We start from the raw sequence: 11450 nt of genomic DNA, 5'->3' as shown, positions 1-11450 counted from the left end.
CCCCCCCCACCCGGGGGGGGGGGGCCCGGGGCGGCCCCCCCCCACCGGTGTTGGTCAGGCAGCTACTTGATTTCCGCGAGGACCGTGCCCTGGGTGATGGCTGCCCCCGCCTCGACGGCGAGGCTGGTGACCACACCAGCCTTGTGCGCGGTGACCGGGTTCTCCATCTTCATGGCTTCCAGCACCACGATCAGGTCACCCGTCTCGACCGATTGGCCTTCGGCGACAGCGACCTTGACGACAGTGCCCTGCATCGGCGCGGTGACCGCATCGCCGGAGGCGGCACCGGCGCCGGTACCACCGCGCTTGCGCGGCTTGGGCTTCTTGCGAATCACGCCGACACCGTTGCCCGCCGCCACGTTCGGGCCCGCGCCAACGCTGAAGTTACCGGGCAAGGAGACCTCGACGCGCCGCCCGCCGACCTCGACGACGACTTTCTGCCGCGGCAGTTCCTCTTCGTGGTCGGCCACGGCGCCGGCCCCGCCGTAGGGCTCGACGGTGTTGACCCATTCGTTCTCGATCCACTTGGTGTAGACCTGGAACGATTCACCGTCACCGATAAAAGCCGGGTCCTCGACGATCGCCCGGTGGAACGGGATGACAGTGGCCAGCCCGTCGACCTCGAACTCGGCCAGCGCACGCCGGGCCCGCTGCAGTGCCTGGGTGCGGTTCTCGCCGGTGACGATCAGCTTGGCCAACATCGAGTCGAACTGCCCGCCGATCACGCTGCCGGCCACCACGCCGGAATCCACCCGGACGCCGGGGCCTGTCGGCTCCTTGTAGACCGTGACCGGGCCGGGGGCGGGCAGGAAGCCGCGTCCGGCGTCCTCGCCGTTGATGCGGAACTCGAAGGAGTGTCCGCGCGGGATCGGGTCCTCGGTGATCTCAAGTTTCTCGCCATTGGCGATCCGGAACTGCTGACGCACCAAATCGATGCCCGCGGTCTCCTCGGTGACCGGATGCTCGACCTGCAGCCGGGTGTTCACCTCGAGGAAGGACACGGTGTCGCCCTGCACCAGATACTCCACGGTGCCCGCGCCGTGATAGCCGGCTTCCCGGCAGATGGCCTTGGCCGAGGCGTGGATCTTCGCGCGGACCTCGTCGGGCAGGAACGGTGCGGGGGCCTCCTCGACGAGTTTCTGGAATCGACGTTGCAACGAGCAGTCCCTGGTGCCCGCGACCACCACATTGCCGTGGATATCGGCGATCACCTGGGCCTCGACATGGCGGGCTTTGTCCAGGTACTGCTCGACGAAGCACTCGCCACGCCCGAAGGCGGCGATCGCCTCGCGGGTGGCCGATTCGTACAGCTCCGGGATCTCCTCGATGGAGTGCGCGACTTTCATCCCGCGACCACCGCCACCGAAAGCGGCCTTGATGGCGACCGGAACGCCGTATTTCTCGGCGAACTCCACGACTTCGTCGGCGTTGCGCACCGGTTCCTTGGTGCCCGCTGCCATCGGTGCCTTCGCGCGCTCGGCGATATGCCGCGCGGTGACCTTGTCACCCAGATCGCGGATCGATTGCGGGGAAGGGCCGATCCAGATGAGCCCCGCATCGATCACGGCTTGAGCGAAGTCGGCGTTCTCCGACAGGAAGCCGTAGCCGGGGTGGATGGCATTGGCACCGGACTTGGCCGCGGCGTCGAGAATCTTGTCGAACACAAGATACGACTCGGCCGAGGTCTGCCCACCCAGAGCGAAGGCCTCATCGGCGAGTTTCACGAACGGCGCTTCGGCATCCGGTTCGGCGTACACCGCGACGCTGCCGATGCCGGCGTCTTTCGCCGCACGGATCACGCGCACGGCGATTTCGCCTCGGTTAGCTACGAGTACCTTTGTGATCTGCGCGCTGGCATGACTGGGCACTGAGCCTCCTGTGTGCATTCTTCTGGTCGCTTCGCGGGGATGGGGTCGCTGCGCAGGCTCCGCTCCCGTAATCGACAAACTGACGTCTCGGGCGAGTGTAGGCAGTCCGCGGGCAGACTCCGAACTCGACCAGCGCTACTCGACAGTAGGTCGTAGATCACAATGTACGCGTCCTGTCGCTGAACCCGCGTGGGGCCCTACCTGCTGCGGGCACGCTGTACATCACTATCCGGGGAGGTCCCGCCGAGGTTGTCTCCCTTGGCGATCGGCATGCGCACCGAGTTGCCCCATTCGGTCCAGGAACCATCGTAGTTGCGTACCTCGCCGCGGCCGAGGAGGTAGGTCAGTACGAACCAGGTGTGGCTGGATCGTACGCCGGTCCCGCTGTAGACGATCAGATCGTCGCGGTCGTTCAGGGCGGGGTAGATCTCGTCGAGTTCGGCGTGTGGGCGGAACCGTCCGTCGGAGGTGAGTGCTTCGGTCCACGGGATATTCGACGCACTGGGGATATGGCCGCCGCGCAGCGCATCCTGCGGTGTACCCGACCGGGTGGGCGCACCACGGTATTCCGCGGCGGAGCGTACGTCGATCAGCGGCTCGCCGAGATGGGCGAGCACGTCCTCGCGAAAAGCTCTTATGGTGTTGTCATCCCGGCGGACCTCGGGATAATCGCTGCGCACACAGTAGGCGGGTTCGAAGACGGTGGCGCGTTCCTCGGAGATCCACATTGCTCGCCCGCCGTCGAGTAACCGCACGTCCTCGTGTCCGAACAGGGCGAATATCCACGCGGTGTGTGCTGCTTGCGCGTTACTGCGGTCCCCGTAGATCACCACGGTGTCACCGCGCTCGATTCCCTTGGTGCGCATCAATTCGGTAAAGCCGGTTCCGTCGATGTAGTCACGCGTTACCGGATCGTTCAGATCATTTCGCCAATCCAGTTTTATGGCGCCGGGAACATGTCCGATGTCGTAGAGCAGCGCGTCGTGGTTCGCCTCGATGATCTTGAGCCCTCGCGCACCTATGTTTGCAGACAGCCATTCTGTGGTTACCAGTCTGTGTGGATCTGCGTAAGAACCGAATGCGGGATGAGAATCCGGGGCAATAGGCACGGTGTAGGTCCTTCATACGTGGGTAGGCGGTGGATTACAGCGGTTCGGGTCGCACAGTGATGGTTGGTACGAGGCGGCAGCGACTCCTCGTTTCGGATCACGAATCGGATGAGGGGCAAATAAATGGCATCAGCATCCGATAAAGTCTCCTGGAAGGAGGGGTGAGCTATGTCGGATTCTTGGCCGCGTCGGCGACTGCTCGCGATCCTACGTGGCACCAATGAGCCACTCGATGCCCAGGAACTGGCCAGGATCACCGGGCAGCATGTCACCACGGTCCGATTCCATCTGGATGTTCTCACCAGGGAATCGCTCGTCCGGCAATTCCAGCAGCCGCCGCGGGGGCGCGGGCGGCCGCGCATCGGTTACAGCGCGGTGCAACGATCGGTCGGCTACCAGGATGTGGCTCAGGTGCTCGCCGATCAGCTCGGGCCGGATCCCCGGCGCAGGTCGGAGGCCGCTATCGCGGCGGGCCGAGCATGGGGCACCAGGCTCGCCGCGAGCGACCACCGGGTCGAATCACTCGAAGATGCCAAAGAGGTCACGATGACGCTGATGTCGGAACTCGGCTTCGCGCCAGAACGTGATCCCGCTTCCTGGGACGAGGACAGGGCGCTGATCCGGTTGACGGCATGCCCACTACGCGAGCTCGCGCGGACGCACTCCGAGGTGGTGTGCGGCGTACATCGTGGCCTGATCGAAGGGCTGTTCGATCGTCCTGGCGCGCGGGGCGCGATCGAGGTCGGGATGCATCCATTCGTCGAGCCGGAGCTGTGTGTGGCGCGGCTGGAAATGGCTGCCCCGCGGTGCGACAGCATCCAGGAGACGGTAACGGTGCCCGTCGCGGGTGTCGCCGAGATGCTCACCGCACCATCAGCTCGGGTGGCCCCACAGCTGCGTAATGCCGATCCCCACCTTGCCAAGCAGTCGGCGCAGCAGTGGTAATCCGATCCCGATGACGCTGGACGGGTCGCCATCGATGCGGTCGACGAACCAGCCGCCCAGACCATCGAGGGTGAAGGCGCCCGCTACCCGCAGCGGCTCGCCGGTCGCGATATAGGCGTCCAGCTCGTCCGGCTCCGGTTTGGCGAAGTGGACAGTGGTGCTGCTGTAGTCGACTGCCTCGGCAGTGACCTGATGGTCTTGTAGGCGTACCACGCAGTGTCCGGTCACGAGGTCCGCGCTACGTCCGGCCATATCGCCCCAGCGGGCCCGCGCTATCTCGGGCGTATGCGGTTTGCCCTGTAGTTCGCCGTCGAGTAGCAGCATCGAATCACACGCCACCACAACGCAGTCGTGGGAGAACTCGTGAAGGTTCGCGATGACGGCGGTTGCTTTGGCGCGAGCGAGTTCCACCACGACCTGTTGCGCAGCGGTATCCGCGGGGAGAGCGGCGGCCACCGCGTCCTCGTCGACCTCGGAGACCCGGACGACCGGGTCGATGCCCGCCGAGCGGAGAACTTCCCGGCGGGCAGGAGACGCGGAAGCGAGAACCAGACGGGTCACCCGCACAGGTGGGACAAGTGCGTGAAGGTGTACGGAGAGAACGACGATACGCTCCGGTGCAGTGTTGTCGGGTGGCCCCACAGGTCCGGCGGACCGGAAGGGCCACTCGGCGCGGCACCGGCCGCGGCAGCGGACAGCGCGCATACCAGGGCGGCGAGTTCCTCGTCGGTGGGGGAGCCGTGCACCACACGGAAGAATGGCTCCGCGGTAGCTTCGGTGGATGCCGCCACCGCCGCGTTCGGAGTGACGGCCGCACCGGCCTCATCCGCGGCCCGTTCGACTGTGAGGTCCAGTTCGACGGTGCTTAATACATCTTCTTCTGCCACGGTCGTCACAGTGCAGATCCTCTCTTGCCTTGATCACGGTGAACTGATCAGGCTGTTCCCGATTGTCGACCAACTGCCTATGGGGCGATCATCCTCGGATTCACGCAGTGCCTCTCTGTGACTGGTGCCTCTCCGTAACCGGTGCCTCTTCGCGACCGGTGCTTCTTTGCAACCAGTGTGCGCGGCTTTTCGAGGTTATCGCTCGGTCACAGCGGGATGTTGCCATGTTTCTTCGACGGAAGGGTCACCATCTTGCGTTCGAGTAATCGCAGTGCGGACACGATCTGGCCGCGGGTGTGTGATGGTGGGATAACCGCGTCCACGTATCCGCGTTCGGCGGCGACATAGGGATTCACGAGCGTGTCCTCGTACTCGTTCTGTAATTCGAGCCGCAGCTTATCGACGTCTTCGCCCTCGTGAGCGGCTTGTTGCAATTGCTTGCGGTAGACGAATCCGACGGCGCCGGAGGCACCCATGACGGCGATCTGAGCGGACGGCCAGGCGAGGTTCACATCGGCGCCCATATGCTTGGAACCCATGACGTCATAAGCGCCACCGTAGGCCTTGCGGGTAATGATAGTGATCTTCCCCACAGTGGCCTCACCATAAGCGTAGAGGAGCTTCGCGCCGCGCCGGATGATGCCGTTGTATTCCTGTCCGGTACCTGGCAGGAAGCCGGGAACATCGACAAGGGTGATGATCGGGATATTGAACGCGTCGCAGGTGCGTACGAAGCGCGCGGCTTTCTCGGAGGCGTCGATGTCGAGGCAGCCGGCGAACTGGGTGGGTTGGTTGGCCACGATGCCGACGCTACGGCCATCGATCCGGCCGAAGCCGACGATGATGTTCATCGCGCGCGCGGCTTGCACCTCGAGGAACTCCTCGTCGTCGAGCAGGCGAACGATCACCTCGTGCATATCGTAGGGCTGGTTCGGCGAGTCCGGGATGATCCGGTCCAGCTCCAGGTCCTCGTCGGTGAGCGAGTCCTCGATCGCGCCGGTGATCGGTTCGGTTGCCGGGAACCGGGGTGCCTCGGCGCGGTTGTTGCTCGGCAGGTAGGACAGCAGATCCCTGACGTAGTCCAGTGCGTCCTGTTCACCGGAGGCGACATAGTGCGCTACGCCGGACTTGGTCATATGCGTGTGCGCGCCGCCGAGGTCCTCCATGGTGACGTCTTCGCCGGTGACCGTCTTGATGACATCCGGGCCGGTGACGAACATCTGGCTGGTGCCGTCGACCATCACTACGAAGTCGGTCAGCGCGGGGGAATAGACGTGTCCACCGGCGGCCGGGCCCATGATCAGCGAGATCTGCGGGATCACCCCGGAGGCCTGGATATTGCGATGGAAGATCTCACCGTAGAGGCCGAGCGAGACCACGCCTTCCTGGATGCGCGCCCCCGCGCCCTCGTTGATGCCGATCAGTGGACGACCGGTCTTCAAGGCCAGGTCCATCACCTTGACGATCTTCTCGCCGTAGACCTCGCCGAGACTGCCACCGAATACGGTGACATCCTGGCTGAAGATGCACACATCGCGGCCATCGATGGTGCCGTAGCCGGTTACCACGCCGTCGCCGAGCGGGCGGTTGTTCTCCAGGCCGAAGTTGACGCTGCGGTGCCGGGCCAGCGCGTCGAGTTCGACGAAGGAACCTTCGTCCAACAGGGCGAGGATGCGCTCGCGGGCGGTCATCTTGCCCTTCGCGTGCACCTTGTCGGTCGCGGCCTCGCCCATCGGGTGTTTGGCCTCTTCCAGCCGATTCCGAAGGTCAGCCAGCTTCCCAGCGGTGGTGTGGATATCGGGTGAGCCCGCCGGACCTGACGCGGGCTGCTGCTGGACACTCGTCATGGCTCCGGAGTGTAACCAGTGCCAGTGCGTCCCGGTAACCCAGACCGGGCTACCCACGAGTAGAAAACCGCAGCTAGATCACGCTTCGGCTACGGGAAACAGCTGGTCGATCATCGAGGTGTCGTTATGGATAACGAGTATCGCCTATCGGTGTTGCCCGGACCGCTCGGTCATGGCTCATTTCGAGTTCGGCGGCGTGGTCGTGCGTGACCGAACTGCCTGTGAGTACGGCTCGGTCGGGTAACTCTTCGGATGGTGGGTAACCTGCCGGTGTGCAGAGGCCACCGTTGGATGCAGAGCAATTGCGGCGCAGTCTCCTCGAGTCGCCTGAGCTGTCGTTCTTTTCCCGGATCGACATAGTGGAGTCGACCGGGTCCACGAATACCGATCTGATCGCGCGCGCGACGGAGCCGGATATCGGCAACGCGGTGTTGCTGGCGGAGAGTCAGTCGCACGGACGTGGCAGACATGCGCGGGCCTGGGTCAGCCCACCACGGGCGCAGCTCGCGATGTCGCTGTTGGTGAAACTGGACGGGGTCGCACCGGCCGCGCTCGGCTGGCTGTCGCTGCTCACCGGCATTGCCGTTGTCGACGCGCTGCGGGCTACCGCGGGCGTGTCCGCGGAACTGAAGTGGCCCAATGATGTGCTGATCGATGGGCGCAAAGTCGCGGGCATCCTCGCCGAAGTGGCGACGGGTGGCGCCGCACCGATAGTGGTGGTCGGTATCGGGCTCAATGTCAGCCTTACCGAGGAGGAACTACCGGTACCGCATGCCACCTCGCTCGTGCTCGCCGAGGCGAAGCAGACCGATCGCACAGTACTCGTCCGCGCGCTGCTGACCGAGTTCGCTCATCGTTTCACCGCCTGGCGGGACAAGGATTGGCTGCCTGGCGAGCTGGCCGTCGCCTATCGGGAGCGGTGCGCCACGATCGGCACCACGGTCCGTGCCGAGTTACCCGACGGTCGGACGCTGACCGGCGTCGCCGAAGGTATCGACGACGCCGGGCGCCTGCTCATCGACGACGAGGCGGTATCAGCGGCCGATGTCACGCACTTGCGCGCACAGGACTGACTACTCGGTTCGACGCGGAGTCAGGTGTGCGGGGTGAGGCCGCGTGCGGCGTCGCGGGCGAGTGCGCGGTCGCGTTGCTCCTCGAACTTGAGCACATCCTTGTCCAGTTTCTCCATGAACAGACCGAGCTCCTCACGCGCCTGTTCACCATGCGCCCCGAAATCGGATCGGTCGAAGATGTTCCACTGTTTGAGCACCGGACCCATGACTTCCTCCAGATGCTGGCGTACGTCGTAGATGCCGTACTTGGCCATCAGCACGCTGTTGCGGCGGAAGTCGGGCATACCCATACCGGGCATCTGGAAGTTCGTCACGACCTTGGTGAGCGCGACCATCGCCTGGTCGGGCACCAGATCGAGGGCGGCGCCGCAGAGTGAGCGATAGAAGACCATATGCAGGTTTTCGTCGGTGGCGATGCGCTGCAACATGCGTTCGGCAATGGGGTCATTGCACGCTTTGCCGGTATTGCGGTGCGATACCCGTGTCGCCAGCTCCTGGAAGGTGACATAGACGATGCCCTGGAGGAACCCGCCCCAGCCCTCCGGTGACTGGGCGCCGTTGGTCATGTGGATCATCCTGGCCTCTTCGAGGGCGACCGGATCCACCCCGCGGGTGACCACAAGATAGTCACGCATGACGATGCCGTGGCGGTGCTCTTCGGCGGTCCAGCGGTCCACCCAGCTGCACCAAGGGCCCTCCTCGGGGAAATTCTGCGCGATCTCCCGGTGGTATGAGGGCAGATTGTCCTCGGTGAGCAGGTTGGTGATCATGGCGACCTTGGCAACCTCGCTCAGTTGCGATTGCTCCGGAGCCCAGTCCTTGCCTCCCATAGCGGCGAAATTGCGCCCTTCGGACCACGGGACGTATTCATGCGGGTTCCAGTCTTTCGCCATCGACAGGTGCCGGTTGAGATTCTGTTCGGCCACTGGTTCGAGTTCGGTCAGGATTTCCAGCTGGGTCAGTTCCATGGTCAGTCGTTCCTCCACGGTCGGAATCGGCGATTATGGTGTGCCGGGCGTTGTGCTGCGCACTCGGGCGGGACTGAATCCGGTTCGCATGGATAGCTGCTGCGCGGAATCGTCACACGCAGGCAACCGATTGCGCGGTATGACGCGCTGTAGCGCCGGGCATCCAGGCATCTTTACGCGGTAGGGTTCCTGGCATGGGTTATCCGGAGGACGTGCTGGCGCCCGGCGAACAGCTGTTGCTCCATCGGCATCCGCATTGGAAGATGCTCTTTCTGCCGATCGTGACGCTCATCGTCGTCACCGCGCTCGCGGGATTCGCGGCTGGGTTCATCTCCCGCCAGACCGAAGGCACCACCCGCTCGGCCTGGCTGATCGCGGTGCTCGTGGTGTATCTGGTGCTGATCGGATGGCGTTGTGCCGCACCGATAATCAGCTGGAAGTCGACACATTTCATCCTCACCAACCGTAGGATGCTGGTGCGGGAGGGAGTGCTCACCCACAGCGGCATCGATATCCCGATGAGCCGGATCTCCAGTGTTCAGTTCCGGCACGGACTGTTCGATCGGTTGCTCGGGACCGGGACGCTGATCATCGAGTCGGCCTCCTCGGAGCCACTGGAATACGACGATATCCCTTCGGTTCAGCGAGTACATTCACTGCTGTATCACCAAGTTTTCGAGGTCGACCAGCAGGACAACGGACATGATGAGCGCCGGGACGGCAGCCACACCTATCGGTGAGCCGTAACCTGGGCGTATGACCGCTGTACTGCTGGCCGAGGATGACGAGGCCATCGCTGCTCCGCTGTCACGTGCGCTCAGCCGCGAGGGGTATTCGGTGACCGTCGAGAGTTTCGGCCCCGCTGTGTTGCAGCAGGCATTGCAGGGCAGCCACGATCTGCTCATCCTGGATCTGGGCCTGCCTGGCATGGACGGCTTGGAGGTATGCCGTCAGGTGCGTGCTCGCGGAGCGGATCTGGCTGTACTGATGCTTACCGCGCGCACCGACGAAGTGGATTTCGTCGTCGGGCTGGACGCGGGCGCCGACGACTACGTCGGAAAGCCGTTCCGGCTCGCCGAACTCCTCGCCAGGGTGCGAGCATTATTGCGGCGCAGTGGGCCAGGGGACGATACGGTCGAGGTCGGCGGTATCCGCCTGGAACCGGCGGCACGGCGGGTGCTGGTCAACGGAGTCGAAATCAACTTGGCCAACAAGGAATACGAGCTGTTGAAAGTGCTGATCGATCGGGCGGGTCAGGTGGTGCCGCGGGAGACTATCCTGCGCGAAGTGTGGGGTGATGCCGAGCTGCGCGGATCCAAGACCCTGGACATGCATATGTCGTGGCTACGCCGCAAGATCGGGGACGAGGGGCCGCTGGCCGAACGGCGCCTCGTCACCGTGCGGGGAGTCGGATTCCGGCTGAATACCGATTGACGTGCGCCGCCGCATCCTGCGTTCGATGCTCACCGTGCTGACTCTCACTACGGTGATACTCGGCGTGCCGCTCGTCTACACGGCCTGGTTGTGGGTGGAGGACATCACCCGTAACGATCTGCAGAACCGGCTGGACCGGATCGCCGCGGAGATCATCGCGCAGGAGCGTGCCGACGGCACGGTACTCGGCGAGCTGGACGTCCGTTCGATAGCGCCGCTGGTACCCGACAACGGCAGGCTCACCATCGTCTATCCGTCGGCGCGCGACGGTACTGCCCGCCGGGATGTCGGGGTGGCGGAGGTACCGGAACCGCTGGTGGAGTCGCTGTCGATGGGCACATCCGGATCACTGCGTTTGGAAGTGCCCGCGGCGCCGATGCATGCCATGCAGCGCCAAGCGGTCGCGGTGGTGGCTTTGGCGGTGCTCGCCTCGTTGGCCGCGGCTTTCTCGGTCGCGGTGGTCACCGCCCGCCGGGTGGCCGATCCGCTGCGTGATGTCGCGGCGCGTGCCGCGCGGTTGGCGATGGGGGATTTCCGGCCCGATCCGCGCAGACACGGTATCGCCGAACTGGACCGGGTCTCCGATGTGCTCGACTCGGCGACTGTGGAGATCGCGGGCAGGCTCCAGCGCGAACACGCTCTCGTCGCCGATGTCTCCCATCAATTGCGCAGCAGGCTTACCGCCGTGCGGCTGCGCCTCGATGAATTGTCCGCGCATACCGATCCGGAGGTGGTGCACGAGGCAGAGGAGGCGATGGCCCAGGTGGACCGGCTCACCGACGCGATCGACGATTTGGTGCGCACCTCCCGTGACGAGGACGCGGCCGACCGTGATCCGGTGCCGGTGATGGACGAGCTGCGTGGTGTGGTCACCGAATGGACCCACCCCTTCACCGAGGCGGGGCGGACCCTGGCCCTGACCGGTGACCAGTCACTGTGCGCGCCGATCACCGGTTCCCGGTTGCGTGAGGCGGTAACGGTGCTGGTGGACAATGCGCTCATGCACGGCGGTGGGACCTGCACGGTATCGGTGCGTTCGGTGTTGCCGGGAACCGGCCGTGAACCACTGGTGTGCGTCGAGGTCGCCGATGAGGGCGGCGGTGTGCGCGATGAATTGGCGCCGCATATCTTCGATCGTGGCTTCTCCGGGGGCGGTTCTACCGGGGTGGGGCTGGCACTCGCGCGGGCGCTGATCGAGGCGGACGGCGGGCGGCTGGAATTGCAGCGGCGCAAGCCCGCGCTGTTCGCGGTGTTCCTCGGGTCCTCGAAGGTCAGGGCACTCAACTCGGTGGTTTCCGAACCACGGTGAGTCGGGTGGT

At 64.6% G+C, this 11450-nt stretch carries 11 protein-coding genes; 5 read left to right on the top strand and 6 right to left on the bottom strand.

Features of this window, described 5'->3' with window-relative positions; translation table 11 throughout:
* Window positions 1-62: 62 nt before the first annotated feature.
* Entirely contained in the window at window positions 63-1868 is a 1806-nt protein-coding gene (locus tag ACL02S_RS21010) for an acetyl/propionyl/methylcrotonyl-CoA carboxylase subunit alpha (RefSeq protein ID WP_412804179.1), read from the bottom strand.
* A gap of 197 nt (window positions 1869-2065) precedes the next feature.
* Window positions 2066-2977 (bottom strand): sulfurtransferase, encoded by a 912-nt coding sequence (locus tag ACL02S_RS21005; protein WP_412804178.1) that lies wholly within the window; start codon window positions 2975-2977, stop codon window positions 2066-2068.
* Window positions 2978-3145: 168 nt separating this feature from the next.
* Between ACL02S_RS21005 and ACL02S_RS21000 the strand changes: the two genes are divergently transcribed.
* The gene (locus ACL02S_RS21000; protein WP_412804177.1) at window positions 3146-3922 is read left to right on the top strand and encodes a helix-turn-helix transcriptional regulator; all 777 of its coding nucleotides are present in this window, start codon (window positions 3146-3148) and stop codon (window positions 3920-3922) included.
* On the opposite strand, the gene ACL02S_RS20995 is transcribed toward ACL02S_RS21000, so the two are convergent.
* The 3 genes from ACL02S_RS20995 to ACL02S_RS20985 form a co-directional block, all read right to left on the bottom strand.
* On the bottom strand, window positions 3851-4483 hold the full coding sequence (locus tag ACL02S_RS20995; RefSeq protein ID WP_412804176.1) for a nucleoside triphosphate pyrophosphatase: 633 nt from the start codon (window positions 4481-4483) through the stop codon (window positions 3851-3853). The two genes, ACL02S_RS21000 and ACL02S_RS20995, sit on opposite strands and share 72 nt — an antisense overlap.
* Entirely contained in the window at window positions 4480-4818 is a 339-nt protein-coding gene (locus tag ACL02S_RS20990) for an acyl-CoA carboxylase subunit epsilon (RefSeq protein WP_412804175.1), read from the bottom strand. The genes ACL02S_RS20995 and ACL02S_RS20990 overlap by 4 nt, the downstream gene beginning before the upstream one ends.
* A gap of 197 nt (window positions 4819-5015) precedes the next feature.
* Entirely contained in the window at window positions 5016-6656 is a 1641-nt protein-coding gene (locus tag ACL02S_RS20985) for an acyl-CoA carboxylase subunit beta (RefSeq protein WP_412804174.1), read from the bottom strand.
* A 272-nt stretch (window positions 6657-6928) separates the two neighbouring features.
* Here ACL02S_RS20985 and ACL02S_RS20980 point away from each other — a divergent pair, with 272 nt between their 5' ends.
* The gene (locus tag ACL02S_RS20980; protein ID WP_412804173.1) at window positions 6929-7729 is read left to right on the top strand and encodes a biotin--[acetyl-CoA-carboxylase] ligase; all 801 of its coding nucleotides are present in this window, start codon (window positions 6929-6931) and stop codon (window positions 7727-7729) included.
* Window positions 7730-7749: 20 nt separating this feature from the next.
* Here ACL02S_RS20980 and ACL02S_RS20975 read toward each other — a convergent pair whose 3' ends face one another.
* On the bottom strand, window positions 7750-8703 hold the full coding sequence (locus ACL02S_RS20975; RefSeq protein WP_412804186.1) for an acyl-ACP desaturase: 954 nt from the start codon (window positions 8701-8703) through the stop codon (window positions 7750-7752).
* Between the two features lie 188 nt (window positions 8704-8891).
* On the opposite strand from ACL02S_RS20975, the gene ACL02S_RS20970 reads away from it, so the two are divergent.
* From ACL02S_RS20970 to ACL02S_RS20960, 3 genes are read left to right on the top strand one after another with little or no spacing between them, the layout of a single operon-like run.
* Window positions 8892-9437: a PH domain-containing protein gene (locus tag ACL02S_RS20970; RefSeq protein WP_412804172.1), complete on the top strand. Its 546-nt coding sequence runs from the start codon at window positions 8892-8894 to the stop codon at window positions 9435-9437.
* Window positions 9438-9453: 16 nt separating this feature from the next.
* Window positions 9454-10131 (top strand): response regulator transcription factor, encoded by a 678-nt coding sequence (locus ACL02S_RS20965; protein WP_412804171.1) that lies wholly within the window; start codon window positions 9454-9456, stop codon window positions 10129-10131.
* A 1-nt stretch (window position 10132) separates the two neighbouring features.
* Window positions 10133-11440: a sensor histidine kinase gene (locus ACL02S_RS20960; protein WP_412804170.1), complete on the top strand. Its 1308-nt coding sequence runs from the start codon at window positions 10133-10135 to the stop codon at window positions 11438-11440.
* The last annotated feature ends 10 nt before the right edge of the window (window positions 11441-11450 follow it).

Origin of the sequence: Nocardia spongicola (genome assembly GCF_047200775.1) — a bacterium.
Lineage (GTDB): Bacteria > Actinomycetota > Actinomycetes > Mycobacteriales > Mycobacteriaceae > Nocardia.
The sequence above is the reverse complement of the archived record's forward strand: the minus strand, read 5'-3'. Positions and strand labels throughout refer to the sequence as shown.

Bases quoted from the DNA above. Each gene is read 5' to 3' on its own strand.
- ACL02S_RS21000 (WP_412804177.1), top strand. From the start codon at position 3,146: ATGTCGGATTCTTGGCCGCGTCGGCGACTGCTCGCGATCCTACGTGGC.
- ACL02S_RS20985 (WP_412804174.1), bottom strand. From the start codon at position 6,656: ATGACGAGTGTCCAGCAGCAGCCCGCGTCAGGTCCGGCGGGCTCACCC.
- ACL02S_RS20970 (WP_412804172.1), top strand. From the start codon at position 8,892: ATGGGTTATCCGGAGGACGTGCTGGCGCCCGGCGAACAGCTGTTGCTC.
- ACL02S_RS20965 (WP_412804171.1), top strand. From the start codon at position 9,454: ATGACCGCTGTACTGCTGGCCGAGGATGACGAGGCCATCGCTGCTCCG.